Below are 26,250 nucleotides of genomic sequence, written 5' to 3' on the forward strand. Positions count from 1 at the left end.
GCACTCCCCCTGGTGGGCTCCTTCGCGGCCTGTTGCCCGCTGCCGCCGCTCAGCGGATCGGCGTGCCCGACAGCGTCCGTGCGATCACCAGGCGCTGGATCTCGCTGGTGCCTTCGAAGATCGTGTAGATCGCCGCGTCCCTGTGCATCCGCTCCACCGGATACTCCCGCGTGTAGCCGTTGCCGCCGAGGATCTGGATCGCCTGGGCCGTGACCTTCTTGGCCGTCTCGCTCGCGAACAGCTTGGACATCGAGCCCTCGGCCGCCGTGAACGGCTTGCCGTTGACGGCCATCCAGGAGGCGCGCCAGACGAGGAGCCGGGCCGCGTCGATGGACGTGCGCATGTCCGCGAGCTGGAAGGCCACGCCCTGGTTGTCGATGATCGGCCGCCCGAACTGCTCCCGGGTCTTGGCGTAGTCGAGGGCGACCTCGTACGCGGCACGGGCCGTACCGACCGCCATGGCCCCGACCGCCGGGCGTGACGCCTCGAACGTGGCCATCGCCGCGTTCTTCACGCGCTCCCCGCCCTGCTTGGCCTTCTCCCGCGCCCGGGCGAGCCGTTCGTCCAGCTTCTCCTTGCCGCCGAGCAGGCAGGAGCCGGGAACCCGCACGTTGTCCAGGATGACCTCGGCGGTGTGCGAGGCGCGGATGCCGTGCTTCTTGAACTTCTGGCCCTGGGACAGGCCTTCCGTGCCCGGAGGGATGATGAAGGAGGCGTGGCCCTTGGAGCCGAGCTCCGGGTCGACGACCGCGACCACGACATGGACGTTGGCGATACCGCCGTTGGTCGCCCAGGTCTTGGTGCCGTTGATCACCCACTCGTCCTTGGCCTCGTCGTACACCGCCCGGGTGCGCATGGAGGCCACGTCGGAGCCGGCGTCGGGCTCGGAGGAGCAGAAGGCGGCGACCTTGACATCGTTGGCGTCCCCGTACATCTGCGGGATCCAGGTGCCGATCTGCTCCTCGGTGCCGTTGGCGAGGACGCCGACGGCGGCGAGACCGGTGCCGACGATGGACAGGGCTATGCCCGCATCGCCCCAGAACAGCTCCTCCATCGCCATGGGGATGCCGAGGCCGGTGGGGTCGAAGTACTGCTGGGCGTAGAAGTCCAGGGAGTAGATGCCGACCTTGGCGGCCTCCTGGATGACCGGCCAGGGGGTTTCCTCACGCTCGTCCCATTCGGCGGCCGCGGGGCGGATCACATCGGCCGCGAAGCCGTGCAGCCAGTCCCGGACCTCCTTCTGTTCGTCGTTGAGATCCATGGTGAACTCGGCCATGTCGTCCCCTCCAGCGGCACATGTTACTTGCGGTAACACCAGTCTGTTACCGGCGGGTAGGTGAAGTCAACTCCTACCGACCGGTCGGCACCCGTTCGATGTCCGGGGCATGTGTGAGTGTTAGTTTGCGCAGGCGTCATCGAATCAGCACGGGTGGGGAGAGCACATGGACACCACGCAGCGGACCGATCAGCAACGGTCCGCCGACCGCCGACGGCGTGAGCTGCTGGAAGCCGCCGACCGAGTGGTGCTGCGCGACGGTCCGCAGGCCTCCATGAACGCGATCGCGGCCGAGGCCGGCATCACCAAGCCGATCCTCTACCGGCACTTCGGTGACAAGGGCGGACTATACGCCGCCCTCGCCAAGCGGCACACGGACGCGCTGCTGGACTCGCTCCGGGCTGCGCTGGACGCACCGGCGGAGAGGCGGGAGCGGGTCGAGGCGACACTGGACACGTATCTCGCGGCGATCGAGGCGCGACCGCAGGTGTACCGGTTCCTGATGCATCCGGCGGAGGGGAGCCATCCGGGGGATCAGGGGTTCGATGTCGGCAAGCACAGCGCCCCCTTGTTGCGGCGGATGGGGGAGGAACTCGCGCAGGTCATCGAGGAGCGGCTGGATCTCGGACCGGGCGGGCAGCAGCTGGCGCGGGTGTGGGGGCATGGGATCGTCGGCATGATGCATGCGGCCGGGGACTGGTGGCTGGGGGAACGGCCTTGTTCTCGTGCGGAGTTGGTGCGGAGTCTGGCTGATCTGTTGTGGGGGCGTCTTGCGGCTGCGGGGGATCGGGTGGGGGGTCCGGGGTTCTGACGGTTGTGTTCCGTCTGCAGGGCGGTGGGGGGTTGGGCGCGCCCACGCGGCGGAGCCGCATATCGAACGCAGCCCCGCGCCCCTGGGGTGCTCATCCCACTCGGTTCCAAGGAGCCCGGGCCGCCTGGCGCATGAGCCTGCGGTGGCGCCAGCCGCTCAGGTGGTCCGCGTAGATGCGGCCCTCCACGTGATCGTACTCGTGCTGGAGGCAGCGGGCGAAGAAGCCCGTGCCGTGGACCGTGACCGGGTCGCCTGTCATCGTGAAGCCCTCGACCACCGCGTGGTCGTAGCGCTCCGTGCCCGCTTCCAGGCCCGGCAGGGACAGGCAGCCCTCCGGGCCCCGGATCACCACTCCATCCGCCTCGGTCAGGCGCGGGTTGACCACGTGGCCCAGGTGCCGGACGTCCTCGTCGTCGGGACAGTCGTAGACGAAGACCCGCAGCGGCTCGCCGATCTGGTTGGCGGCGAGGCCGACGCCCTGGGCGGCGTACATGGTCGCGAACAAGTCCTCCACGAGCCGGGCCAGTTCGGGGCCGAAGTCGGTGACCTCCGCGCAGGGTGTGTGCAGCAGTGGGTCGCCGTGCAGGGTCAGGGGTCTCACGTGGCCGTGGGCGCCGGGGATGGAGCTGTTTCGCATGGCGCAAAGAGTAAGGTCCCTGTCATTGCGCGCCTCCCACACGAGTTCACCACAGTGCCGCGGTTCGGGAGTGCTAATGGATCTCGATAGGCTGAGGTCCACACCACGTGGCCGTCAGGCTTCAAGGCGCGGCGCGTACGCAAGGAGGATCGAGAACTGATGGCAGGCAACTCGGACCCGCTCTCGCCGCGGGCCAAGCTGGCCGTGACCGCGGGCAAGGCGGTCGCGGCGGCATCGCGCGCCGCGGGGCGCGGCAGCGGTTCGGTGATCGGCGGCCGGGTGGCACTCAAGCTCGACCCCGACCTCCTCGCCCGGCTCGCCCAGAACCTGGACGTGATCCTGGTCTCCGCGACGAACGGCAAGACCACGACCACCCGGCTCATCGCCGAGGCCCTGCGCGCCGCGGGACCGGTCGTCTCCAACGCGCTCGGCGCCAACATGCCGGCCGGTATCACCTCGGCGCTCGCGGGCAGCTCGGACGCCCGGTACGGCGTCATCGAGGTCGACGAGAAGTACCTCGCCGGCGTCGCCCGGGACACCGCGCCGAAGTGCATCGCCCTGCTCAACCTCTCCCGCGACCAGCTCGACCGCGCCGCCGAGACCCGCATGCTCGCCGAGAACTGGCGCGAGGGCCTCGCCGGTTCCAAGGCCGTGGTGGTGGCCAACTGCGACGACCCGCTGGTGGTGTGGGCGGCGTCCTCCTCCCCCAATGTGATCTGGGTCGCCGCCGGGCAGATGTGGAAGGACGACGCCTGGTCCTGCCCGTCCTGCGGTGGCGTGATGCAGCGCCCGGGCGACGACTGGTACTGCGGTGAGTGCGGCTTCCGCCGTCCGACGCCGAGCTGGGCGCTCTCCGGCGACCACGTCCTGGACCCGCACGGCTCCGCCTGGCCGATCCACCTCCAGCTGCCCGGCCGCGCCAACAAGGCCAACGCCGCCTCCTCGGCGGCCGTCGCCGCCGTGTTCGGCGTGCCGCCGCAGGTCGCGCTGGAGCGCATGTACCAGGTGCAGGCGGTGGCCGGCCGGTACGACGTCGTCCAGTTCCAGGGCCGTGACCTCAGGCTCCTCCTCGCGAAGAACCCGGCCGGCTGGCTGGAGACGTTCTCCCTGATCGACCCGCCGCCCGCCCCGGTCATCCTGTCCGTGAACGCGCGCTCCGCCGACGGCACCGACACCTCCTGGCTGTGGGACGTCGACTACACGCGTCTGACCGGCCATCCGATCTGCGTCGTCGGCGACCGGCGGCTGGACCTCGCGGTGCGCCTGGAGGTCGCCGACCAGCACTTCCAGGTCTACGAGAACCTCGACCAGGCCGTGGCGGCGTGCCCGCCGGGCCGCATCGAGGTCATCGCCAACTACACGGCGTTCCAGGACCTGCGCCGCCGCGTCGGCAACTGAGCACGAGACGTCAGGGGACTTTTGTGAGCGACAACCAACTGCGGGTCGTCTGGATCTATCCCGACCTGCTCAGCACCTACGGCGACCAGGGCAACGTCCTCGTCGTGGAGCGCCGGGCCCGGCAGCGCGGCCTGGACGTGGCGCGGCTGGACGTGCGCAGCGACCAGGCGATCCCGACCTCCGGCGACATCTACCTGATCGGCGGCGGCGAGGACCGCCCGCAGCGGCTCGCGGCCGAGCGGCTGCGCCGGGACGGCGGACTGACCCGGGCCGTGGAGAACGGGGCCATCGTGTTCTCCGTGTGCGCCGGCTACCAGATCCTCGGCCACGAGTTCATCAACGACCTCGGGCAGCGCGAGCCGGGCCTCGGCCTGCTGGACGTGGTGTCCGTGCGCGGCGAGGGCGCGCGGTGCGTGGGAGACGTGCTGGGCGACGTCGACCCGCGCCTCGGCCTGCCCCCGCTGACGGGCTTCGAGAACCACCAGGGCGTCACCCACCTCGGCCCCACGGCCCGCCCGCTCGCCAACGTGCGTTTCGGCAACGGCAACGGCACGGGCGACGGCACGGAGGGCGCGTACAACGACACCGTCTTCGGCACGTACATGCACGGCCCGGTGCTGGCGCGCAACCCGCTGATCGCGGACCTGCTGCTGAAGCTGGCCCTCGACGTCAACGCGCTGCCGCCGACGGACGACCGCTGGTACGAGGCACTGCGCAACGAGCGCATCGCCGCAGCCCAGCAGCCTGCGTGAGCCCTGCGCGCCAGCGCGGGGAAAGGTCGCGTCAACCTGCTGGCCAACAGCCCGTCTGACGGCACATCCGCACAGGTGAGCGGGGTCGTCCAGCAGGCGGACGCGTGCTTCGGTCCGGCCCCTCGAAGCCGCTAGGGTGGCGGGGATTCGAGCCGGACAACGTGGTCCGGTCCCGGCCCACGTTGAGAAGGTTTTCGGGCTATGCGCATTGGTGTCCTCACGTCCGGCGGCGACTGCCCCGGCCTGAACGCCGTCATCCGGTCCGTCGTGCACCGCGCCGTCGTCGACCACGGCGACGAGGTCATCGGCTTCCGGGACGGCTGGAAGGGCCTTCTGGAGTGCGACTACCTCAAGCTCGACCTCGACGCGGTGGGTGGCATCCTCGCCCGCGGCGGCACGATTCTGGGGTCCTCCCGGGTCCAGCCCTCCCATCTGCGGGACGGTGTGGAGCGGGCCAGGGGCCATGTCGAGGAGCTCGGCCTCGACGCGATCATCCCCATCGGCGGCGAGGGCACGCTCAAGGCCGCGCGGCTGATGTCCGACAGCGGTCTGCCGGTCGTGGGTGTGCCGAAGACCATCGACAACGACATCGCGGTCACGGACGTCACGTTCGGCTTCGACACGGCCGTCGGGGTGGCGACCGAGGCCCTGGACCGGCTGAAGACCACCGCCGAGTCCCACCAGCGGGTTCTGGTGGTCGAGGTCATGGGCCGGCACACCGGCTGGATCGCGCTGCACTCCGGCATGGCGGCCGGCGCGCACGCCATCGTCGTACCCGAGCGGCCCTTCGACATAGAGGAGCTGACCCGGCGGGTCGGCCGGCGGTTCGAGGCGGGCAAGCGCTTCGCGATCGTGGTGGCGGCGGAAGGGGCCAAGCCCCGGGCCGGGACCATGGAGTTCGACGAGGGTGGCAAGGACATCTACGGACACGAGCGGTTCGCCGGGATCGCCCGTCAGCTGTCGGTCGAACTTGAGGGACGGCTGGGGAAGGAAGCCCGGCCGGTGATCCTCGGGCATGTGCAGCGGGGCGGGACTCCGACCGCCTACGACCGGGTGCTGGCCACACGGTTCGGGTGGCACGCGGTGGAGGCGGTGCACCGGGGCGAGTTCGGGCAGATGACCGCGCTGCGGGGCACCGACATCGTGATGGTGTCGCTGGCCGAGGCCGTGGAGACGCTGAAGACCGTGCCGGAGGACCGGTACGCCGAGGCGGAGTGCGTTCTCTGAGGTAGTGCTCGGTTGCCGGGTGCGGGCTGTGTGTGGCTGGTCGCGCAGTTCCCCGCGCCCCTGAGGGACGCCGAACCGCCCCCGGTCGTGGTGCTGACCGGGGGCGGTTCTACTCTTGGGGCGGACAGATTGCTGCACACCCCCACGAAACAGGAGCCGGCGGTATGGATCACAGCGGGCACGGCATGACCATGGATCTGCCGCCGTTCACGCTGGGACGAGGGCTGGAGTGGTCGGCGGACCCGTTCTTCCTCGTCGCCTGCCTGGCCGGACTCGCGCTGTACGGGTGGGGCGTCGTGCGGCTGGTGCGGCGCGGGGACAAGTGGCCGGTGGGCCGGAGCGTCGCCTTCGTCATCGGCGTGCTGAGCATCGTGCTGATGATGTGCACCCGGCTGAACGACTACGGCATGGTCATGTTCAGCGTGCACATGGTGCAGCACATGGTGATCAGCATGGTGTCGCCGATCCTGATCCTGCTCGGGGCGCCGATCACGCTGGCGCTGCGGGCACTGCCGACGGCGGGACGCGGCCGCAAGGGGCCGCGCGAGCTGCTGCTGATGTTCCTGCACAGCCGGTACATGCGGATCATCACGCACCCGGCGTTCACGATCCCGCTGTTCATCGCGAGCCTGTACGGGCTGTACTTCACGCCGCTCTTCGACACTCTGATGGGCTCCAAGACGGGGCACATCGGGATGATGGTGCACTTCCTCGCCGTGGGCCTGGTGTTCTTCTGGCCGATCATGGGCGTGGACCCGGGCCCGCACCGGCCGGGCTATCTGATGCGGATGCTGGAGCTGTTCGCCGGCATGCCGTTCCACGCGTTCTTCGGGATCGCGCTGATGATGGCGTCCGAGCCGATGGTCGAGACGTTCAAGAACCCGCCCGCCTCGCTCGGCATCGAGGCGCTCTCCGACCAGAACGCGGCGGGCGGCATCGCCTGGGCGTTCAGCGAGATCCCGTCCGTGCTGGTGCTGGTCGCGCTGCTGTTCCAGTGGTACGCCTCGGACCAGCGTCAGGCCAGGCGCGAGGACCGGGCCGCCGACCGCGACGGGGACAAGGAACTCGAGGCGTACAACGCCTATTTGAGCTCGCTGCACGCACGCGGGAACTGACGTTTCCATCGGTCCCGGCGTCGCCCGCCCGGGCCGCTGTACAGGCCTGAAATGCGGTACGCGTGTCGTCGCCCGCGCCGTCAGGAGGCAGAACGGGGCACCATGGGGGGAAAAGAACCATGAGGAGGGTGTTGCGATGCCCGGTTCCACGAACGGTTCGAACGCGACGAAGACCATGGGAGTCGTCACCGTCGGCGGCCTCGTCCTGGTGACGGCCTACACGGTGGCGCTCGGCAGCAACGGCTGGCTGTGGTTCGGCTGGGTCGTCCTGGGCCTGATCACCCTCGGGATGGTGGTCACCACGAAGAGCACCTGAGGTCACTCCCGGGTCAGCCGTCCGGCCGAATGCACGCCCGGCTGGTACTTCGGGAGCCTCACGGTGATCTTCATGCCCGAGCCCATGGCGGTCTCGATGACGAGGCCGTGGTCGTCGCCGTAGACCTGGCGGAGCCGGTCGTCGACGTTGGAGAGCCCTATGCCGCCCGAGGGGCTGACCTCGCGGGCGAGGATGCGGCGGAGCAGGACGGGATCCATGCCGGCGCCGTCGTCCTCGATCACGACCAGGGCCTCGGCACCCGCGTCCTGGGCGGTGATCTGGATGTGGCATTTGTCGGCCTTGCCCTCCAGGCCGTGCTTGACGGCGTTCTCGACGAGCGGCTGGAGGCACAGGAAGGGCAGGGCGACGGGCAGCACCTCCGGGGCGATCTGGAGGGTGACGGACAGGCGGTCGCCGAAGCGTGCCCGCACGAGCGCCAGGTAGTGGTCGATGGCGTGGAGTTCGTCGGCGAGGGTGGTGAAGTCGCCGTGCCGGCGGAACGAGTAGCGGGTGAAGTCGGCGAACTCCAGGAGCAGTTCGCGGGCGCGCTCGGGGTCGGTGCGGACGAACGAGGCGATCACCGCGAGCGAGTTGAAGATGAAGTGCGGGGATATCTGGGCCCGCAGCGCCTTGATCTCGGCCTCGATGAGGCGGGTGCGGGACTGGTCCAGGTCCGCCAGCTCCAGCTGTACGGACACCCAGCGGGCCACCTCGCCGGCCGCCCGGACGAGGACGGCCGACTCGCGGGGCGCGCAGGCGACGAGGGCACCGTGCACCCGGTCGTCGACGGTGAGCGGGGCGACGACCGCCCAGCGCACCGGGCAGTCGAGGAGGTCGCAGGTCAACTGGAAGGCCTCGCCGCGGCCGGTCTCCAGGGGGCCGGCGAGGCGTTCCATGATCTCGGTGCGATGGTGGGCGCCGTCGCCGTCCCAGACCAGGACCTGTTCGGTGTCGGTCAGGCACAGGGCGTCCGTGCCGAGCAGGGAGCGCAGTTTGCGGGCGGACTTGCGGGCGGTCTCCTCCGTCAGGCCGGCCCGCAGCGGTGGCGCGGCGAGGGAGGCGGTGTGCAGGGTCTCGAAGGTGGCGTGTTCCACGGGTGTGCCCAGGCCTCCGAGGCTCTGGGGGCGGGCCGTGCGCCGGCCGAGCCAGACGCCCAGGGCCAGCACCGGGAGCACGGCGACGCACAGGCCCGCCAGGAATCCGCTCATGCCGGCACCTCCGTGCGCAGTTCCTCGGGCAGGTGGAACCGGGCCAGGACCGCCGCCGTCCCCGGCGGCACCCGGCCGGGGGTGGCCAGGGACACCAGGATCATGGTGAGGAAGCCCAGCGGCACCGACCACAGCGCGGGCCAGGCGAGCAGGGCGTGCAGCGCGCCCTCGCCGGGGTAGCCCGCCATGGTCGCTGCGACGGCGAGCAGGGCCGAACCGCCGCCGACCAGCATGCCTGCGGCGGCGCCGGGCGGGGTGAGCCGCCGCCACCAGATGCCGAGGACGAGCAGCGGGCAGAACGACGACGCGGACACGGCGAAGGCGAGCCCCACCGCGTCGGCCACCGGGAGCCCGCCGACCAGGACGCTCGCCGCGAGGGGCACGGCCATCGCGAGCACGGTCCCGAGCCGGAAGTGCCGCACGCCGCGTGCGGGCAGGACGTCCTGGGTGAGCACGCCCGCGACCGCCATGGTGAGCCCCGAGGCCGTGGAAAGGAACGCGGCGAAGGCGCCGCCCGCCACCAGCGCGCCCAGCAGATCGCCGCCCGCTCCCCCGATGATGCGGTCGGGCAGCAGCAGGACGGCGGCGTCCGTGTCGCCGGTGAGGGTGAGTTCGGGGGCGTAGAGGCGGCCGAGTGCGCCGTAGACGGGCGGCAGGAGGTAGAAGGCGCCGATCAGGCCGAGGACCACGACGGTGGTGCGGCGCGCGGCGACACCGTGCGGGCTGGTGTAGAAGCGGACCACGACGTGCGGCAGGCCCATGGTGCCGAAGAAGGTGGCGAGGATCAGCCCGTACGTGGCGTACAGCGGGCGTTCCTCGCGGCTCTCGGCCTGGGCGGGCGACAGATCGCCGACGGCTCTGCGCTGCGCCTCGGGGACGGCCGCTCCTTCGGCGAAGGTGAGCCGGGTGCCGCGTTCGACGTGGTGGGTGCCGGCGGGGAGTTCGAGGCGGGTATCGGTGTGTGTACGGCCGTCCACGGTGCCGGTCACCGTGACGGTGAGGGGCCGGTCCAGTTTCAGGTCGACACTGTCGCCGACGCGGACGACGCGCTGCTCGCGGAAGGTGGCCGGTTCGTCGAAGGCGTGGCGGGGGGCTCCGTCGCTCTGCCAGGCCAGGACCAGGAACAGGGCGGGCACGAGCAGGGCGGTGAGTTTCAGCCAGTACTGGAAGGCCTGGACGAAGGTGATGCTGCGCATGCCGCCGGCGGCGACGGTGGCGGTCACGACGACGGCGACGATCACTCCGCCGAGCCAGTCGGGCGCCCCGGTCAGCACGGTCAGGGTCAGTCCGGCCCCCTGGAGCTGGGGCAGCAGATACAGCCAGCCGACGCCGACGACGAAGGCTCCGGCCAGCCGCCGCACGGCCTGGGAGGCGAGGCGGGCCTCGGCGAAGTCGGGGAGCGTGTAGGCGCCGGAGCGGCGCAGCGGGGCGGCGACGAAGAGCAGCAGGACCAGGTAGCCGGCGCTGTAGCCGACCGGGTACCAGAGCATGTCGGGACCCTGGACCAGGACCAGGCCCGCTATGCCCAGGAAGGAGGCGGCGGAGAGGTACTCGCCGCTGATGGCGGCGGCGTTGAGGCGGGGGCCGACGGTGCGGGAGGCGACGTAGAAGTCGGAGGTGGTCCGGGAGATGCGCAGGCCGAAGGCGCCGACCAGGACCGTCGCGACGACGACCAGGGCCACGGCGGGGACGGCGTAGTGGGAGTTCATCGGGCGCCAGTTCGGTCGTCGGTCATCGGTCGTTCAAAGCAGTCGGTCGTCAGTCGTCGGTCATCGGTCTTCGACGAGGCGTACGAAGTCGCGTTCGTTGCGCTCGGCGCGGCGGACGTACCAGCGGGCGAGCAGGACCAGGGGGACGTAGAGGCCGAATCCGAGGACGGCCCATTCCAGGCGGCGGGTGTCGGGCATCGCCGCGAAGAGCAGCGGGAGCGGGCCGATGAGCAGGCCGAGGATCGCGAAGACGGTGAGGGCGGCGCGCAGCTGTGTGCGCATCAGGGAGCGGACGTAGGTATGGCCGAGGGTGGTCTGTTCGTCGATCTCGGTGCGCGGCCGGTAGTACCCGGAGGCCCTGCCGGTCTGGCGGGGCGGGCCGGTGACGACGACGCGGCGCTCGCTGTGGTCCTGGGGCACCGTCACGTCCTCCTCATGAGCAGGTCGCGCAGCTCGCGCGTGTGACGCCGGCTGACCTGGAGCTCCTCGGAGCCGACCAGGACGCTGACGGTGCCCGCGTCGAGGCGGAGCTCGCCGATGTGGCGCAGGGCGACGAGGTGGCGGCGGTGGATGCGGACGAAGCCGCGGGAGCGCCAGCGCTCCTCCAGGGTGGACAGCGGGATGCGGACCAGGTGGCTGCCCTTGTCGGTGTGCAGCCGGGCGTAGTCGCCCTGGGCCTCGACGTGGGTGATGTCGTCGACGGCGACGAAACGGGTCACGCCGCCCAGTTCGACCGGGATGTGGTCGGGGTCGGGCTCGCTCACGGGGATGCGGGGCGCGGCGCCGCGGAGCTCGACCGCACGCCGTACGGCCTCGGCGAGCCGTTCCTTGCGGACGGGCTTGAGGACGTAGTCGACGGCCTTGAGGTCGAAGGCCTGGACGGCGAAGTCCTCGTGGGCGGTGACGAACACGACGAGCGGCGGCCGGGCGAACCCGGTGAGCAGCCGGGCCAGGTCGAGGCCGTCCAGGCCGGGCATCTGGATGTCGAGGAAGACGACGTCGATCGCCTCGGGCCCGCCCGGGCCGGACTCCAGGGCCCGGTTGATGCGGCGCAGCGCCTCGGTCGCGTCGCCGGCGCCCTCCGCGCTGCCGATGCGGGGGTCCGCGTGCAGCAGGTAGAGCAGTTCCTCCAGCGAGGGGCGTTCGTCGTCGACAGCGAGGGCGCGCAGCATGAACCCGGAGTGTAGGGGCGATCGGTACGTCTGGACATGCGCCGGGGGCAGACGTTCGCGCTGGACACGGTGGCCGCGTCGGGCCGGGCGCGGGGCGGGGTGCCGGTGGATACAGTGCCCGCATGAACAGCAGGTCCACGCCGTTCGACGAACTCGACCGGAAGATCATCACCGCGTTGATGGCGAACGCCCGGATGTCCTTCGCCGAGATCGGCACGGCGATCGGGCTGTCGGCCACCGCGGTCAAGCGCCGGGTCGACCGGCTGCGGGAGACCGGTGTGATCACCGGGTTCACGGCCACGGTGAAGCCGTCGGCGCTGGGCTGGCGCACCGAGGCCTACGTCGAGGTGTACTGCGAGGGCGCCGCGCCGCCACGGCGGCTTGCGGAGGTGGTGCGCGACTACCCGGAGATCACCGCGGCGATGACCGTGACGGGCGGTGCGGACGCGCTGCTGCACGTGCGGGCGCGGGACGTGGAGCACTTCGAGGAAGTGCTGGAGCGGATCCGCCAGGAGCCGTTCATCCGTAAGACGATCAGCGTGATGGTGCTGTCCCATCTGCTTCCCGAGAGCCCGGAGGCGGGCGCCGGCCAGCCGGCGCCGGAGGCGGTCCCGGGCGGCGCAGCAGACGTGCGCTGACCGGCCTCAAGACGCAGCGTTCCTGCGTGGACGCGCAACCTTTGTTCCTTGTCGGCCGCCTCGGTCGGTTCCTACCGTTGTGTCAACACCCAGTCACACACCGTGAGGAAGCGGAGGGACCCCTCTGTGCCCGACTCCCGTGTGCCGCGCCGGCGGCGCTACCTCGTCTGCGAACCCAGACACTTCGCCGTGCAGTACGCGATCAACCCGTGGATGCGTCCCGGCGAACCCGTCGACGTCATCCGCGCCCTGGACCAGTGGCAGAAGCTGGTCGGCACCTACCGTGCCCACGGCCATACCGTGGACACTGTGAAACCCGTTCCCGGTCTGCCCGACATGGTCTTCGCCGCGAACGCGGCGGTCGTCGTCGACGGCCGCGTCTTCGGCTCCCTCTTCCACGCGCCCGAGCGCCGCCCCGAGTCCGTGCCGTACGAGGCGTGGTTCAAGTCGGAGGGGTACGAGGTCTACCACCCCGAGTCGGTGTGCGAGGGCGAGGGCGACCTGGTGCCGGCCGGCCGCTGGATCCTGGCCGGGACGGGTTTCCGTACGACCCGGGAGGCGCACCGCGAGGTGCAGGAGTACTTCGGGGTGCCGGTGATCAGCCTGACGCTGGTGGACCCGTACTTCTACCACCTCGACACGGCGCTGTTCGTCCTCGACGACGACACCATCGCCTACTACCCCGGGGCGTTCTCGCCGGGCAGCCGCGAGGTGCTGGCCCGGCTGTACCCGGACGCGGTGCTCGCCGGCCGCGAGGACGCGATGGCGTTCGGGCTCAACTCCGTCTCCGACGGGCGGCACGTGTTCATCTCACCGGGGGCGACGGCCCTGGCCGGCCGGCTCGCCGACCGCGGCTACGTCCCCGTCCCCGTCGACCTGTCCGAGTTCCACAAGGCCGGTGGCGGCATCAAGTGCTGCACCCAGGAGATCCGGGAGATCCGCTCATGACCGCACCCGTCCGTACCCAGGACCCGCAGGAGAGCCGCGGCTCCGAGGCGCTCATCCGCGCGGAGGAGCCGGTCCTCACGCACAACTACCACCCGCTGCCCGTGGTCGTCGCCCGTGCCGAGGGCACCTGGGTGGAGGACGTGGAGGGGCGGCGCTACCTCGACATGCTGGCCGGCTACTCGGCGCTCAACTTCGGGCACCGGCACCCGGCGCTGATCGAGGCGGCCCATCGCCAGCTCGACCGGCTGACCCTGACCTCGCGGGCCTTCCACAACGACCGGCTCGCCGAGTTCGCGGAGCGGCTGGCGGCGCTGACCGGCATGGACATGGTGCTGCCCATGAACACCGGTGCGGAGGCGGTGGAGAGCGGGGTGAAGGTGGCCCGCAAGTGGGCCTACGACGTCAAGGGCGTCCCGGCCGACCGGGCGACGATCGTGGTCGCGGCGGACAACTTCCACGGCCGTACGACGACGATCGTCAGCTTCTCCACCGACGAGACGGCCCGGGCAGGGTTCGGGCCGTTCATGCCGGGCTTCCGGATCGTGCCGTACAACGACCTGGCCGCGCTGGAGGCCGCGGTCGACGAGACGACCGCGGCGGTGCTGATCGAGCCGATCCAGGGCGAGGCGGGCGTGATCATCCCGGACGACGGCTATCTGGCCGGTGTGCGCGAGCTGACCCGCCGCAGGGGCTGCCTGTTCGTCGCGGACGAGATCCAGTCCGGGCTCGGCCGTACGGGCGGCACGCTGGCGGTCGAGCACGAGTCGGTCGTGCCGGACGTGGTGCTGCTGGGCAAGGCGCTGGGCGGCGGCATCGTGCCGGTGTCCGCGGTGGTCGCCCGGCGGGAGGTGCTCGGGGTGCTGCACCCCGGGGAGCACGGGTCGACCTTCGGCGGCAACCCGCTGGCGGCCGCTGTCGGCACGGCGGTGGTCGAGCTGCTGGAGACGGGCGAGTTCCAGCGCCGCGCGACCGAGCTGGGCGCGGTCCTGCGGGACGGTCTGACGGGCCTGGTCGGCAAGGGCGTCGTCGGCTTCCGCTCGCGGGGCCTGTGGGCGGGCGTCGACATCGACCCCGCGCTCGGTACGGGCCGCGAGATCAGCGAACGCCTCATGCGGGAGGGAATCCTGGTCAAGGACACCCACGGCTCCACGATCCGCCTGGCCCCACCGCTCACCATCACGGGCGAGGAACTCGAAGGGGCGCTGGGGACGCTGGAGAAGGTGTTGCGGTGAGAGGAGAGGCAGGAGGTCCGCGTCACAGGCCCGTCACCAGCCACCCCGACCGGCCCCGCACAACCCGCTCCCGCACGCCGGAAGGGTGAAGATTGAGGCAAGAGGTGGTAGACCACTCTCAGCGACAGAGAGGTCGGCCGTGGGTGCACATGAGGAGTACGGTCGGCGGCGGTTCGACGTGGCCGACGCCGTGCCCCTGTTGCTCGATCCGCAGGGCGTGGTGACGGGGTGGACCGGCGAGGCCCGGCGGCTGCTGGCGTACCCGGCCGCCGAGGCGGTCGGCAGGAAGCTGGCGGACCTGCTGACGGCCGAGGACGCGCAGCGCGTGCCTGACCTGGTCGAGCGGTGCCGCAGGGACGGCGGCTGGACGGGGCTGCTGACGGCCCGCCACCGGGACGGGCAGCCCGTGAGGGTCGCGGCCCGGATCACCTCGGCCGAGGAAGGGCACGGCGCCTCGCGCTGGCTGATGCTTCTGTCGGAGCTGGCCGACGCCCCCGGCTGGGACATGAGCCGCACGGTGCTGGAGCGGATGGTGACCGACGCCCCGGTCGGTATCGCGATCGTGGACACGGAGCTGCGCTTCGTGTGGTCGAACTCCGCCCTGGAACAGTTCGGCGGCGGACCGCCGTCCCGGCGGCTCGGTCTGCGCTTCGCGGACGTCCAGCCGGGCCTGGACGCCCAGGCGGTCGAGGCGCAGATGCGGCACGTGCTGGAGACCGGCGAGGCCGTGGTCGGGTACGAGCACGTGGGCCATGTGGTGTCGGCGCCGCTGCGCGAGACCGCGCACATGCTGTCGTTCACCCGGCTCGAGGACGACCGGGGCCGCCCGATGGGCGTGTACTACACGGTCGTCGACATGACCGAGCGGCACCGCGCCCGGCAGCGGCTGGCGCTCCTCGACCGCGCCAACGAGACCATCGGCCGCAGCCTGGACCTCACGCGCACCGCGCAGGAGCTGGCCGACGTGGCCGTGCCGGGACTGGCCGACCTGGTCACCGTGGACCTGCTGGAGACGGTGCTGCGGGGCGCCGAGGTGACGCCCGGGCCGCTCGCGGACACCGATCCGGTGCCACATCGGGTGGCGCTGCGCCGGACGGGCCACCGGTCCGCACAGGAGGGCGTCCCGCAGGCCGTCGTCGGGATCGGCGAGGTCGCGACGTATCCGGCCGGGTCGCCCCCGGTCCGCTGTCTGGCCACGGGGCGGACCTGGCACGCGGAGCGGCTCGATCCCCTGGAGCGGGTGTGGGGCACGGACGTCCCGGGCGGCCGGCGGTCCACGTTCTCGGAGCTGGGGCTGCACAGCGTGATGATCGTGCCGGTCCGGGCGCGCGGCATCACCCTGGGCATCACCACGTTCTTCCGGCGCCACGGCCGGGAGCCCTTCGACGAGGAGGACCTGCGGCTGGCCGAGGACCTCGTCTCCCGCGCGGCCGTCTGCGTGGACAACGCCCGGCGCTACACGCGCGAGCGTGACGCCGCGCTCGTCCTCCAGCGCAGCCTGCTCCCCCACCGGCTGCCGGAGCAGGACGCGGTCGAGGTGGCCGCGTGCTACCGGCCGGCCGACGAGCTGACCGGCTTGGGCGGCGACTGGTACGACCTCATCCCGCTGTCCGGGGCGCGCGTCGCGCTCGTGGTGGGCGAGGTGCCCGGGCACGGCATCGACGCCGCCGCGGCGATGGGGCAGCTGCGGACGGCCGTACGGACGCTGGCCGCTCAGGATCTGCCGCCCGAGGAGGTGCTGGCGCACCTCGACGACCTGGTGGGGCGCTCGGCCCGGGAGGAGGGCGCCGAGCCGGGCGCGGCGGGCTCCGCGGGCACGCACTACGTGGGCTCCGGGTGTGTGTACGTCGTCTACGACCCGGTCGAGGGCCGGTGCGCGATGGCCGCCGCGGGCCATCCGGTGCCGGCCGTGGTCCTGCCCGACGGCTCGGTCACGTTCGTCGATCTTCCGCAGGGGCCGCCGCTCGGCGTGGGCGGTCCGCCCTTCGAGGCGGTCGAGCTGTCCCTGGTGGAGGGCAGCACCCTCGCCCTGCACACGGACGGGCTGCTGGCCCGGTCCGAGGCCTGGGCCGTCGACGCCGGCCGGGAACGGCTGCGCGGGGCACTGGAAGGGGCGGGCCCGCTCGACGCGCACTGCCGGAACGTCGTCGACGCCCTGGTCCCGGCGCGCCCGTACGACGACGTCGCCCTGCTGATGGCCCGGACGAAACGCCTCGGCGCCGAGCAGGTCGCGGTCTGGGACCTGGATCCCGACCCGGCCCTCGTCGCCGACGCCCGCCGCAGGGCCACCCGGCAGCTGGCCCGCTGGGGGCTGGAGGAGCTGGCGTTCACCACGGAACTGGTGGTGAGCGAGCTGGTCACCAACGCCATCCGGCACGCCCCCGGGCCCATCCGGCTCCGTCTGATCCGGGAGCGGGCCCTGGTCTGCGAGGTCCTCGACAGCGGTGCCACCGCGCCCCATCTGCGCCATCCCCGCACGACGGACGAGGGCGGGCGGGGTCTGCTGCTGGTCTCCCAGCTGACCCAGCGGTGGGGCACGCGGTTCGTCCAGCACGGGAAGATCATCTGGGCGGAGCAGTCCCTGACGGAGCTCCCCGAGCTGCCCGTGACGGCGCTCGTGGAGTGAAGCGGAAGCCGTATTCGCCCATACCGTGGGAAACTGGTCTGACCCCCGGCAGTGGTGAGGCGGCGGCCATGACGGATTCGGCGATCGACTACACGGCGGTGTTCCAGGCCCTGCCCGGCATGGTGGCGCTGCTGACGCCCGAGCTGGTGTACGCGGACGTCAACGAGGAGTTCGTCCGGGTGTCCGGCCGCCCGCGCGAGCAGCTCATCGGGCGCTACCTGTTCGACGTCTTCCCGGACAACCCCAACGACCCGGCCTCGACGGGCATGCGCAACCTGGAGGCCTCGCTGTACCGGGTCCTGGCGACCGGGGAGCGTGACACCATGGCCCTCCAGCGCTACGACGTCGAGGACCCCGAGCGGCCCGGGGAGTGGCAGGAGCGCTACTGGAGTCCGGTGAACGCGCCGCTGCTCGGCCCCGACGGCAAGGTGGGGCTGATCCTGCACCGGGTCGAGGAGGTCACGGAGCTGATCCGGGCCCGGGGCCGCTCAGGGGGAGACCGGGACGGCCGGTCCCGGGTGCTGGAAGCCGAGCTGTACACGCGCGCCCGTGAGCTCCAGGAGCTCAACGAGCGGCTGCGTCAGGCGCACTCCCGGGAGCGGGAGGTGGCGATGGTGCTCCAGGAGGCGATGCTGCCCGACCGCCGTCAGGTCAGCCACCACCACCGGGCCGCCGTCCGGTACCGGCCCGCGGTGGGCGCGCTCAATGTGTGCGGGGACTGGTACGACCTGGTCGACCTGGTCGGCGGCCACCGGGTCGGGGTGTCCGTGGGTGACGTGGTCGGGCACGGGCTGGAGGCCGCCGGTGTCATGGGCCAGCTGCGCAGTGCGCTCAGCGCGGCCTCCCGGGTCGCCGAGGGCCCGGCCCAGGCCCTGGACGTGCTGGGGCGCTACGCCCATGTGGTCGAGGGCGCCGAGTCGGCGACCGCCGTGACGACCTTCATCGACTTCGACCGGCACACCATCGCTTACAGCAGCGCCGGCCATCTCCCGCCCGTGCTGGTCCACCCCGACGGCGGCGCCGAGTTCCTCGACGGGGCCACGGACACCCCGCTCGACGCCCGCCCGGACCCGATCCCCAGACCCCAGGCCGAGACGGCCTTCACGCCGGGCGCCACGCTCGTGCTCTACACCGACGGCCTGGTCGAGCGGCGCGGCGAGGACATCGACACCGGTCTGACCCGGCTCGCCGACGCGCTGTACCGGAACCGGGAGCAGGATCCCGAGCGCCTCGCCGACACCGTCCTGCTGGAACTGCTGCCGCCCAGCGGCGCCACCGACGACACCGCGCTGATCATCGTGCGGCTGTGAGCCGGGGCGGAAAGGCCTAGCGGCGGTTGTTGCCGTGGTCGAGCAGCCGGACGTGGTCCACGTTCTGCCGGTCCTCGGCGTCCGCGCTGGGCTCGCCGGCGAACCACGCGTCGAGGATCTCCTTCAGCAGCGGCTCGGACGTGAGCCGCAGGCTGAGCGCGAGGACGTTGGCGTCGTTCCAGCGGCGGGCCCCGTCGGCCGTGTAGGCGTCCGTGCACAGGGCGGCCCGGACGCCCGGCACCTTGTTCGCGGCGATCGAGGCGCCGGTGCCGGTCCAGCAGCACACCACGGCCTGGTCGGCCGTCCCGTCGGCGACCTCGCGAGCCGCGGCCTGGGAGCACACCGCCCACTGGGGGTCGTCCCCGGGACGCAGCGCGCCGTGCGGGCGCACCTCATGCCCTCGCTCGCGCAGCGCGGCCACGAGGGAGCGGGCGACGGGCTCGTCCATGTCCGAGGAAACAGAGATCCGCATGCTTCGCAGACTACTCGGCGGGGCAGCAAGGGCCAGCGGCCGGCCAGGCACCCCTGGTATCGCGCCACGCCGCCCGTTCGGCTCGCAGGTCAGGTCGCAGGAGGTGCCCGTCGGCCACGCCTGCACCTACACTGGCACCCCACGACATGCCGGTTGACCTGCTGGAACGCGGCGGTTGAGCCCACCGCGAGAGTCGAGGAGCGCCCGCTTTGTTCTACTACCTGCTGAAATACGTGCTGCTGGGACCGCTGCTGAGACTGGTTTTCCGGCCTCGGATAGAAGGCCTGGAGCACGTTCCTTCTGAGGGCGCCGCCATCATCGCCGGCAATCACCTGTCGTTCTCGGACCACTTCCTGATGCCCGCGGTCCTCAAGCGGCGCATCACCTTCCTCGCGAAGGCCGAGTACTTCACGGGCCCGGGCATCAAGGGCCGTCTGACGGCGTCGTTCTTCCGCAGCGCGGGGCAGATCCCCGTCGACCGCTCCGGCAAGGACGCCGGGCAGGCCGCGATCCGCGAGGGCCTCGGCGTCCTGAGCAAGGACGAGTTGCTCGGCATCTACCCGGAGGGCACGCGCTCGCACGACGGCCGGCTCTACAAGGGCAAGGTGGGGGTCGCGGTCATGGCCCTCAAGGCCGGTGTCCCGGTCATCCCCTGCGCGATGATCGGCACCTTCGAGGCCCAGCCGCCCGGCAAGGTCGTCCCCAACCTCCACCCCGTCGTGATCCGCTTCGGCAAGCCCCTGGACTTCTCCCGCTACGCGGGCATGGAGAACGAGAAGGCCATCCTGCGCGCCGTCACCGACGAGATCATGTACGCGATCCTCTCCCTGTCCGAGCAGGAGTACGTCGACCAGTACGCGGCCGTCGTGAAGGCCGAGGAGGCCGCCGCGAAGGAGCGGAAGTTCCCGCGCCTGCCGCTCACTTGAGGTGCCCGGCGTCAGCCTCGGGAGGTGTCCGCCGCCGGCCGCGTGAGGTGTCTGCTGTCGGCAGAAGCCGTATCCGCGGCCGGCCTCGGCGATCTACGGTCGCGGCATGGGACATGCTGTGGTGATCGGGGCGGCGGGGCAGACAGGACGGCCGGCGGTGGAGGCGCTGGCGCGGGACGGCTGGGAGGTGACGGCCGCGTCGCGCGGCGGGGCCCGGGACGAGAGCTGGCCCGGCGAGGTGCGCGCGGTGCGGCTGGACCGCGAGGACGACACGGCGCTGGGCGCGCTGATCGGCGACGGCTGCGATCTGGTGATCGACATCGTCGCCTACGGGGCCCGGCACGCACGGCAGTTGACCGCACTGGCCGACCGCATCGGCTCGGCCGTGGTCGTGTCGACGGTGTCGGTGTACGAGGACGGCACGGGCCGCGGCTTCGACACGATGAGCGAACCGGGCGGATTCCCGCAGTACCCCGTACCCGTACGCGAGGACCAGCCGACGGTCCCGCCGGGGGACGCCACGTACAGCACCGGCAAGGCCGCGCTGGAGAGGGAACTCATCGCGGCGGGCGACCGGTTGCCCACGACCCTGCTGCGAGCGGGCGCGATCCATGGTCCGCACAGCCCGCTCCCCCGCGAGCTGTACTTCGTGAAGCGCAACCTCGACGGCCGGCGCAGGCGGGTGCTCGCCCACCGGGGGGAGAGCCGCTTCCACACCTCGGCCGCCCGCAACATCGCCGAACTGATCCGGCTGGCCGCCGCCCGGCCCGGCTCACGGGTGCTCAACGCCTGTGATCCGCGGCCGCCGACGGTGGCGGAGATCGGGGCGGCGGTGGACGCGGTGATGGGAGTGGAGACGGAGACCGTCCTGGTGGACGGGGCGCCGCCCTCGCCCTCCGTGGGCCGCTCGCCCTGGGCGACGGAGCTGCCGGTGGTCTTCGACATGAGCGCGGCGGAACAGCAGTTGGGCTACCGGCCGGTCGTGTCCTACGCCGAGAGCCTGCCGGAGACGGTCGACTGGCTCACCCGCCGGGTGTCCGGGCAGGACTGGCGGGAGGCGTTCCCGACCCTCGCGAGGATCTACCCGGACCTGTTCGACTACGCGGCGGAGGACGCCTGGTTCGGGGCGTGAGCGGGGGTCTACGACCGCTCGAGTGACAGGCGTGCCTCGTCGAGGAGCCGTCGCAGCCGCAGCGCGTCCGGCGCCACGGCGGTCACCAGGGCGGCGGGACCGGCGAGCGGGACGACCGACGCCCCTTCCCCGAGTACCTGGGCCGTCACCGGCTCGGCGGCGAACTCCGGGCGTACGACGACCAGTTGTCCGACCGCACGATGACCGGCGAGCACCGCCGGGCCGTCCCAGCCGCCCGGCGCGCCGGGCCCGCAGGCCAGTTCCTGGTCGAGCACGACCTGCCCGGCGACCCGCACGGTCAGCCGGCTCGTCAGCCGCCCGGGTTCCTCACCGGCCCGGCCGAGCACCTGCTCCTCCCGCAGCACGAGCCGGGCCGTGGCGGCCAGCTCGACGCGGGTCGTGACGTGCAGATCGCTGCCCTGGGCGGAGATCAACTGCTCGGGCAGCCAGTGCAGTTCGGCCCGGTCGGCGACATCGAGCCGGACGTCGTAGCGGGCCTCTCCCTTGGCCTGCCCCGGCAGGGCGATGGTGGCGGCGGCCGAGCCGACGGACAGCCGCGCTCCCTGCTCCGCCCGGGCCCGCACGGTGAAGTGGTCGCCGCCGAGCGGTCCGCTCATCGCCCCGACCAGCATGACCCGCGCCTCGGCGCCGCTGCCCCGGGTGCGCCGCAGCGCCAGAGGCCCGTCGCTCTCCAGCACGGGCAGGGCGGTCCCGCCCCGGCCGTCGTCCCGGGCGACGATGGTCGCCACGGAGCGCACCCCGGCGCTGTTCACGCCCGTGCCGTCCACGCGGCGAGCTGCGCACGCACCCAGGCGGCGACATCCGCCACTCCGGGCTCGCTGCGCAACGACTGGAAGACGACCGGCAGTTCGGACCGCTGCGCCTTGGCGTCGGCCGCCATCCGCGCGAGGTCGGAGCCGACGTACGGTGCGAGGTCGGTCTTGTTGACGACGAGCAGGTCGGCGGTGGTCACGCCCGGCCCGCCCTTGCGCGGAATGTCGTCGCCCCCCGCCACGTCGATCACGAAGATCTGCGCGTCGACGAGCCCCTTGGAGAACGTCGCGGTGAGGTTGTCCCCACCGGACTCCACCAGGACCAGGTCCAGCGGCCCGACGGCGTCCTCCAGGTCCTCCACCGCTTCCAGGTTGGCGGAGATGTCGTCCCGGATCGCGGTGTGCGGGCAGGCCCCCGTCTCCACGGCGGTGATCCGCTCGGGCGGCAGCACGGCCTCCCGGAGCAGGAACTCGGCGTCCTCGCGGGTGTAGATGTCGTTGGTGACGACCGCGAGGGACAACTCGTCCCGCAGCGCGCGGCACAGCGCGGCGACGGTGGCGGTCTTCCCGGATCCGACGGGCCCGCCGAGTCCGATCCGCAGGGCCCGGCGGCTGCCGTCGGGGCGAAGGGCGTCAGCGCTCACGGCGCCCGGGCCGTCGTGGGTGTGGTCGTGGTCGAGGTGCATACGGGCGGCTCCTGCCTTCTTGTCCGACTGATTCGAGCGGTGTTGGGGGGGGCGATTGCCTAGGAGGCGAACAGCCGCACGGGCCAGCCCGCGTGTATCTCCGCCCCGATCTCCAGCAACGGCGCCGACCCCGCCGGCAACGCGTCGACCCCCTCGTCGACCACCCTCCGGGCCGCCTCCACCGCCCGGTCCACGACACGGTCCACCTCCGGTGCCAGCCGGGCCAGCACTCCCGTCGCGTCGAAGGGGTCCAGGCTCAGCAGCCGCACCGTCGCCGTGGCCGGCCCGCTGACGCTCTCGTACGCCGCGCAGTACGCCGCGTCGACCGGCCCCAGCCCGGCCGCCCGCGCCGCGAGCCCCAGCACCACCGGCTGATGGGCTCCCTTGGGGAACTCCCGTGCGAGCGCGTGCAGTTCGGCGGACGGCCAGGTCGCCCGGGCGGCCCGCATCAGCTGCCGCCCCAGCCTGCGCCCGGCGACCCGCAGCGCGGGCGAGGGCGTACGGGCGTCCGCGGCCCGGTCCAGCGCCACGGGGTCGATCCCCAGCGCGGCGGCCGCCGAGAGGGCCGCCGCCACCGAGCCGGCCGTGTGCAGCCGCCCCCGGCAGAACTCCGCCAGACTCGCCGCCCCGCTGATCCGCCCGGCCTTGACCGCCGCCTCCGCCCCGCCGGAGTGGGCGTGACCGCCGGCGGGGAAGCGGCCGTCGGCCAGGACGAGAAGTGCCGCACGTGACATCAGGACGCCCTCAGAACAGGAAGTACCGCTGGGCCATGGGCAGTTCGGCCGCCGGTGTCGCCTCCACCAGCTCGCCGTCGATGTGCACGGCGAAGCTGTCGGGGTCGACACGGACCTCGGGCCGGGCGTCGTTCTCCCGCATGTCGGCCTTGGTGACCCCGCGGGTCGACTCGATCGCCCGGAACGGCTTGCCCAGGCCCAGCCGCTCCGGCAGTCCGTCCTCGACGGCCAGGGGCGCGACGAAGTTCACGGAGTTGGCGGCGGGGGCCCGCCCGATCGCCCCGAACATCGGGCGCGGCAGGACCGGCTGCGGTGTGGGGATCGAGGCGTTCGCGTCGCCCATCTGCGCATAGGCGATCTGCCCGCCCTTGATGACGAGCTGCGGTTTGACGCCGAAGAAGGCCGGCTCCCACAGCACGAGGTCGGCGAGCTTGCCGCTCTCCACCGACCCGATCTCCCGGGCCAGGCCCTGGGCGAGCGCCGGGTTGATCGTGTACTTGGCGACGTAGCGGCGTACGCGATGATTGTCCGCGCTTGTGTCACCCGGCAGCGCACCCCGGCGCCGCTTCATCACATGGGCCGTCTGCCAGGTCCGCATGACGACCTCGCCCACGCGCCCCATCGCCTGGGAGTCGGAGGAGATGATCGAGATGGCGCCCAGGTCGTGCAGCACGTCCTCCGCGCCGATGGTGGACGGCCGGATCCGGGACTCGGCGAAGGCCAGGTCCTCCGGCACGGCCGGGTTGAGGTGGTGACACACCATCAGCATGTCGAGGTGTTCCTCGGCGGTGTTGACGGTGAACGGCCGGGTCGGATTCGTGGAGCTCGGCAGCACGTGCGGCTCGCTGACCACGGTCATGATGTCCGGGGCGTGCCCGCCGCCGGCACCCTCGGTGTGGTACGCGTGAATGCCCCGCCCGGCGATCGCGGCGAGCGTGTCGCCGACGAACCCGGCCTCGTTGAGCGTGTCCGTGTGGATGGCGACCTGGACGCCGGTCTGGCCGGCCACGGTCAGCGAGGCGTCGATGACGGCCGGGGTGGAGCCCCAGTCCTCGTGCAGCTTCAGGCCGAGCGCCCCGCCCCGGATCTGCGACAGCATCGCCTCGTGGGAGACGGTGTTGCCCTTGCCGAGCAGGCCGATGTTGAGCGGGTAGGCCTCCATGGCCTCCAGCATCCGCGCGAGATGCCAGGGCCCGGGGGTCACGGTGGTGGCCTTGGAGCCCTCGGCCGGGCCCGTTCCGCCGCCGACCAGGGTCGTGATGCCCGCGGACAGCGCCTCGTCGGCGATCTGCGGGCAGATGAAGTGCACATGGGCGTCGATCGCGCCCGCCGTGAGGATCCGCCCGTTGCCGGCGATGATCTCGGTCTCGGGACCGATGACCAGGTCCGGGTGCACACCGTCCATGGTGTCGGGGTTGCCGGCCTTGCCGATCCCGGTGATCCGCCCGTCGCGGATACCGACGTCGGCCTTGACGATGCCCCAGTGGTCGATGATCACCGCGCCGGTGACGACGGTGTCCGGTGTGCCCTCCGCCCGGGTGGCGCGCGACTGGCCCATGGACTCGCGGATCACCTTGCCGCCGCCGAACACCGCCTCGTCACCGGCGCGACCGGGCCCGCCGGAACGATCCTCCTCGATCTCGACCAGCAGATCGGTGTCGGCGAGCCGGATCCGGTCGCCGGTCGTCGGGCCGAACAGGTCGGCGTACGCGGCACGCGAGATCTCAGGCATCGAGGGCTCCTCCGGTCTCCCCGCGCAGACCGGGCACGACGCGGGCGCCGGTCAGCGGGACGAGTTCGACGTCGACGGGGATCCCGGGTTCGAAGCGCACGGCGGTGCCGGCGGCGACGTTCAGCCGCTTGCCGCGCGCGGCGGCGCGGTCGAACTCCAGTCCGGGGTTGGCCTCGGCGAAGTGGTAGTGGGAGCCGACCTGGACGGGCCGGTCGGCGGCGTTGAGGACGGTGAGCCGGGTGACCTCGCGGCCCTCGTTGTATGCAATCGGCTCGTCGGCGAAGAGGATCTCTCCGGGGATCATCGAGACCTCTCTCAGACGATGGGCTCGTGGACGGTGACGAGCTTGGTGCCGTCCGGGAAGGTGGCCTCGACCTGGACGTCGTGGATCATCTCCGGGACGCCCTCCATGACGTCGTCCCGGGTGAGCAGCGTGCGTCCGGAGGACATCAGCTCGGCGACGGTACGGCCGTCACGGGCACCTTCGAGGATGTGCGACGTGATGAGGGCGACCGCCTCGGGGTGGTTGAGCCTGAGCCCGCGGGCCCGGCGCTTGTCCGCCACGTCGGCCGCCACATGGATCAGCAGTCTCTCTTGCTCGTGCGGGGTCAGCTGCACGTCCCACCTCACAGTCCTCGCTCCGGACCGTGCGGGGCCCGGTTGCCGCAGCCCCGGGGAAAAGCCCTGGTGGCGTTTCGGCAGGCTAATCGGATCGGGTTTCGGGCACGTTAACCGGGCCGTGATCCTTCAGGTCCGTGAGCGCGGGTCCCGCATGCTCATCATCGCCCGCAACCCGTCCGCGAGGACCTCCGAGGACATCTCCCCGAACACGGCCATCTGGGCCGCGAAGCCCTGTGCGAGGGCGATCATCACGCGCGCCATGGCGTCGGCGTCGGCGTCCCCGGAGATGAGGTCGGCGGCCTTGTAGCCCTCCACGACCTTGACCCATGCGGTGCGGACCCTGGCGTAGCCGGTGTGGAACATGGCGGCCAGGTCGTCGTTGCGCAGCGTCTCGGTCCAGACCTGGAGCATGAGGCGGGGGAAGATCCACTCTCCGTCGTGCACGACTCCGGGCCTGACCTCCTTCAGGGTCGCGAGGAGCCTCGGGAGCATCTCGTCGGGCAGCGGCGGCGGACTCTGTTCGGCCGCGCCCTCGAAGACTTCGCCCACGACCTCGAGCACCTCGCCGACGATGGCGCCGATCAGCTCTTCCTTGCCGCTGAAGTAGCGGTAGACGGCGCCGGCGGAGAGGCCGACCTCCTTCAGTACGTCCTGCATGGACGTGGCGTGGAAGCCGTTGCGGGCGAAGCAGAGCGCGGCGCCGTCGAGGATCTGGCGGCGACGGGCGTCGAGGTGTTCCTGCGAGACACGGGCCATGGTCCACAACGTAAAACGAATATTCCTTCTTGACAAGACGGGA

General features: G+C 71.9%; 27 protein-coding genes. 13 read left to right on the top strand and 14 right to left on the bottom strand.

Annotation, left to right across the window (positions count from 1 at the left end; genetic code table 11):
- Positions 1 to 49 precede the first annotated feature (49 nt).
- Positions 50 to 1,276 carry an acyl-CoA dehydrogenase family protein gene (locus tag ACFZDA_RS19445; RefSeq protein WP_391082650.1) on the bottom strand — a complete coding sequence of 409 codons (1,227 nt, stop codon included), beginning with the start codon at positions 1,274 to 1,276 and terminating at the stop codon, positions 50 to 52.
- Between the two features lie 166 nt (positions 1,277 to 1,442).
- Here ACFZDA_RS19445 and ACFZDA_RS19450 point away from each other — a divergent pair, with 166 nt between their 5' ends.
- The gene (locus ACFZDA_RS19450; protein ID WP_391082653.1) at positions 1,443 to 2,087 is read left to right on the top strand and encodes a TetR family transcriptional regulator; all 645 of its coding nucleotides are present in this window, start codon (positions 1,443 to 1,445) and stop codon (positions 2,085 to 2,087) included.
- A 91-nt stretch (positions 2,088 to 2,178) separates the two neighbouring features.
- Here the strand turns inward: ACFZDA_RS19450 and def are convergent, their stop codons facing one another.
- Positions 2,179 to 2,724 carry a peptide deformylase gene (gene def / locus ACFZDA_RS19455; protein ID WP_391082656.1) on the bottom strand — a complete coding sequence of 182 codons (546 nt, stop codon included), beginning with the start codon at positions 2,722 to 2,724 and terminating at the stop codon, positions 2,179 to 2,181.
- Positions 2,725 to 2,883: 159 nt separating this feature from the next.
- Between def and ACFZDA_RS19460 the strand changes: the two genes are divergently transcribed.
- The 5 genes from ACFZDA_RS19460 (at position 2,884) to ACFZDA_RS19480 (ending at position 7,532) form a co-directional block, all read left to right on the top strand.
- Complete coding sequence (locus tag ACFZDA_RS19460; RefSeq protein ID WP_086558789.1) at positions 2,884 to 4,122, top strand: MurT ligase domain-containing protein; 1,239 nt, start codon at positions 2,884 to 2,886, stop codon at positions 4,120 to 4,122.
- Positions 4,123 to 4,145: 23 nt separating this feature from the next.
- Positions 4,146 to 4,874, top strand: a complete 729-nt coding sequence (locus ACFZDA_RS19465) for a type 1 glutamine amidotransferase (protein WP_391082660.1) — start codon at positions 4,146 to 4,148, stop codon at positions 4,872 to 4,874.
- Positions 4,875 to 5,075: 201 nt separating this feature from the next.
- Positions 5,076 to 6,101, top strand: coding sequence for an ATP-dependent 6-phosphofructokinase (locus ACFZDA_RS19470; RefSeq protein ID WP_391082663.1), 1,026 nt, complete (start codon positions 5,076 to 5,078; stop codon positions 6,099 to 6,101).
- Between the two features lie 164 nt (positions 6,102 to 6,265).
- Positions 6,266 to 7,216, top strand: a complete 951-nt coding sequence (locus ACFZDA_RS19475) for a cytochrome c oxidase assembly protein (protein ID WP_391082665.1) — start codon at positions 6,266 to 6,268, stop codon at positions 7,214 to 7,216.
- A gap of 136 nt (positions 7,217 to 7,352) precedes the next feature.
- Complete coding sequence (locus ACFZDA_RS19480; RefSeq protein WP_010041043.1) at positions 7,353 to 7,532, top strand: hypothetical protein; 180 nt, start codon at positions 7,353 to 7,355, stop codon at positions 7,530 to 7,532.
- Positions 7,533 to 7,534: 2 nt separating this feature from the next.
- On the opposite strand, the gene ACFZDA_RS19485 is transcribed toward ACFZDA_RS19480, so the two are convergent.
- From ACFZDA_RS19485 to ACFZDA_RS19500, 4 genes are read right to left on the bottom strand one after another with little or no spacing between them, the layout of a single operon-like run.
- Positions 7,535 to 8,740 (bottom strand): histidine kinase, encoded by a 1,206-nt coding sequence (locus ACFZDA_RS19485; RefSeq protein ID WP_391082669.1) that lies wholly within the window; start codon positions 8,738 to 8,740, stop codon positions 7,535 to 7,537.
- The gene (locus tag ACFZDA_RS19490; protein ID WP_391082672.1) at positions 8,737 to 10,449 is read right to left on the bottom strand and encodes a cation acetate symporter; all 1,713 of its coding nucleotides are present in this window, start codon (positions 10,447 to 10,449) and stop codon (positions 8,737 to 8,739) included. Before ACFZDA_RS19490 ends, ACFZDA_RS19485 begins: the two co-directional genes overlap by 4 nt.
- 60 nt (positions 10,450 to 10,509) lie before the next feature.
- Positions 10,510 to 10,869: a hypothetical protein gene (locus ACFZDA_RS19495; RefSeq protein WP_391083253.1), complete on the bottom strand. Its 360-nt coding sequence runs from the start codon at positions 10,867 to 10,869 to the stop codon at positions 10,510 to 10,512.
- Between the two features lie 2 nt (positions 10,870 to 10,871).
- Positions 10,872 to 11,621 (bottom strand): LytTR family transcriptional regulator DNA-binding domain-containing protein, encoded by a 750-nt coding sequence (locus tag ACFZDA_RS19500; RefSeq protein ID WP_391082675.1) that lies wholly within the window; start codon positions 11,619 to 11,621, stop codon positions 10,872 to 10,874.
- A 122-nt stretch (positions 11,622 to 11,743) separates the two neighbouring features.
- On the opposite strand from ACFZDA_RS19500, the gene ACFZDA_RS19505 reads away from it, so the two are divergent.
- From ACFZDA_RS19505 to ACFZDA_RS19525, 5 genes are all read left to right on the top strand, one after another.
- A complete protein-coding gene (locus tag ACFZDA_RS19505) occupies positions 11,744 to 12,259 on the top strand; it encodes an AsnC family transcriptional regulator (RefSeq protein WP_391082677.1) in 516 nt (171 codons plus the stop codon).
- Positions 12,260 to 12,385: 126 nt separating this feature from the next.
- Complete coding sequence (gene ddaH, locus ACFZDA_RS19510) at positions 12,386 to 13,207, top strand: dimethylargininase (RefSeq protein ID WP_391082679.1); 822 nt, start codon at positions 12,386 to 12,388, stop codon at positions 13,205 to 13,207.
- Positions 13,204 to 14,439, top strand: a complete 1,236-nt coding sequence (gene rocD, locus ACFZDA_RS19515; RefSeq protein ID WP_391082682.1) for an ornithine--oxo-acid transaminase — start codon at positions 13,204 to 13,206, stop codon at positions 14,437 to 14,439. The genes ddaH and rocD overlap by 4 nt, the downstream gene beginning before the upstream one ends.
- Positions 14,440 to 14,578: 139 nt before the next feature.
- Positions 14,579 to 17,065 (top strand): SpoIIE family protein phosphatase, encoded by a 2,487-nt coding sequence (locus ACFZDA_RS19520; protein ID WP_391082685.1) that lies wholly within the window; start codon positions 14,579 to 14,581, stop codon positions 17,063 to 17,065.
- Positions 17,066 to 17,133: 68 nt separating this feature from the next.
- The gene (locus tag ACFZDA_RS19525) at positions 17,134 to 18,375 is read left to right on the top strand and encodes a SpoIIE family protein phosphatase (protein WP_391082688.1); all 1,242 of its coding nucleotides are present in this window, start codon (positions 17,134 to 17,136) and stop codon (positions 18,373 to 18,375) included.
- A gap of 16 nt (positions 18,376 to 18,391) precedes the next feature.
- Here ACFZDA_RS19525 and ACFZDA_RS19530 read toward each other — a convergent pair whose 3' ends face one another.
- Positions 18,392 to 18,847, bottom strand: a complete 456-nt coding sequence (locus ACFZDA_RS19530) for an RpiB/LacA/LacB family sugar-phosphate isomerase (RefSeq protein WP_391082690.1) — start codon at positions 18,845 to 18,847, stop codon at positions 18,392 to 18,394.
- Positions 18,848 to 19,056: 209 nt separating this feature from the next.
- On the opposite strand from ACFZDA_RS19530, the gene ACFZDA_RS19535 reads away from it, so the two are divergent.
- Positions 19,057 to 19,773 carry a 1-acyl-sn-glycerol-3-phosphate acyltransferase gene (locus tag ACFZDA_RS19535; RefSeq protein WP_391082692.1) on the top strand — a complete coding sequence of 239 codons (717 nt, stop codon included), beginning with the start codon at positions 19,057 to 19,059 and terminating at the stop codon, positions 19,771 to 19,773.
- Between the two features lie 106 nt (positions 19,774 to 19,879).
- A complete protein-coding gene (locus ACFZDA_RS19540; protein ID WP_391082695.1) occupies positions 19,880 to 20,905 on the top strand; it encodes an NAD-dependent epimerase/dehydratase family protein in 1,026 nt (341 codons plus the stop codon).
- A gap of 8 nt (positions 20,906 to 20,913) precedes the next feature.
- On the opposite strand, the gene ACFZDA_RS19545 is transcribed toward ACFZDA_RS19540, so the two are convergent.
- The 7 genes from ACFZDA_RS19545 to ACFZDA_RS19575 all read right to left on the bottom strand — a co-directional run bounded on the left by ACFZDA_RS19545 (position 20,914) and on the right by ACFZDA_RS19575 (position 26,207).
- Positions 20,914 to 21,693, bottom strand: a complete 780-nt coding sequence (locus tag ACFZDA_RS19545; protein ID WP_391082698.1) for an urease accessory protein UreD — start codon at positions 21,691 to 21,693, stop codon at positions 20,914 to 20,916.
- On the bottom strand, positions 21,675 to 22,364 hold the full coding sequence (gene ureG / locus ACFZDA_RS19550) for an urease accessory protein UreG (RefSeq protein ID WP_391082700.1): 690 nt from the start codon (positions 22,362 to 22,364) through the stop codon (positions 21,675 to 21,677). The genes ACFZDA_RS19545 and ureG overlap by 19 nt, the downstream gene beginning before the upstream one ends.
- 59 nt (positions 22,365 to 22,423) lie before the next feature.
- On the bottom strand, positions 22,424 to 23,098 hold the full coding sequence (locus ACFZDA_RS19555) for an urease accessory UreF family protein (RefSeq protein ID WP_391082703.1): 675 nt from the start codon (positions 23,096 to 23,098) through the stop codon (positions 22,424 to 22,426).
- A gap of 10 nt (positions 23,099 to 23,108) precedes the next feature.
- Positions 23,109 to 24,830: an urease subunit alpha gene (locus ACFZDA_RS19560; RefSeq protein ID WP_391082705.1), complete on the bottom strand. Its 1,722-nt coding sequence runs from the start codon at positions 24,828 to 24,830 to the stop codon at positions 23,109 to 23,111.
- Positions 24,823 to 25,134: an urease subunit beta gene (locus tag ACFZDA_RS19565; RefSeq protein ID WP_059417654.1), complete on the bottom strand. Its 312-nt coding sequence runs from the start codon at positions 25,132 to 25,134 to the stop codon at positions 24,823 to 24,825. The genes ACFZDA_RS19560 and ACFZDA_RS19565 overlap by 8 nt, the downstream gene beginning before the upstream one ends.
- 11 nt (positions 25,135 to 25,145) lie before the next feature.
- Entirely contained in the window at positions 25,146 to 25,448 is a 303-nt protein-coding gene (locus ACFZDA_RS19570) for an urease subunit gamma (RefSeq protein WP_391082709.1), read from the bottom strand.
- A gap of 129 nt (positions 25,449 to 25,577) precedes the next feature.
- Positions 25,578 to 26,207: a TetR family transcriptional regulator gene (locus ACFZDA_RS19575; protein WP_391082711.1), complete on the bottom strand. Its 630-nt coding sequence runs from the start codon at positions 26,205 to 26,207 to the stop codon at positions 25,578 to 25,580.
- Between the last annotated feature and the right edge of the window lie 43 nt (positions 26,208 to 26,250).

Origin of the sequence: Streptomyces sp. NPDC007991, assembly GCF_042958445.1 — a bacterium.
GTDB lineage: Bacteria > Actinomycetota > Actinomycetes > Streptomycetales > Streptomycetaceae > Streptomyces.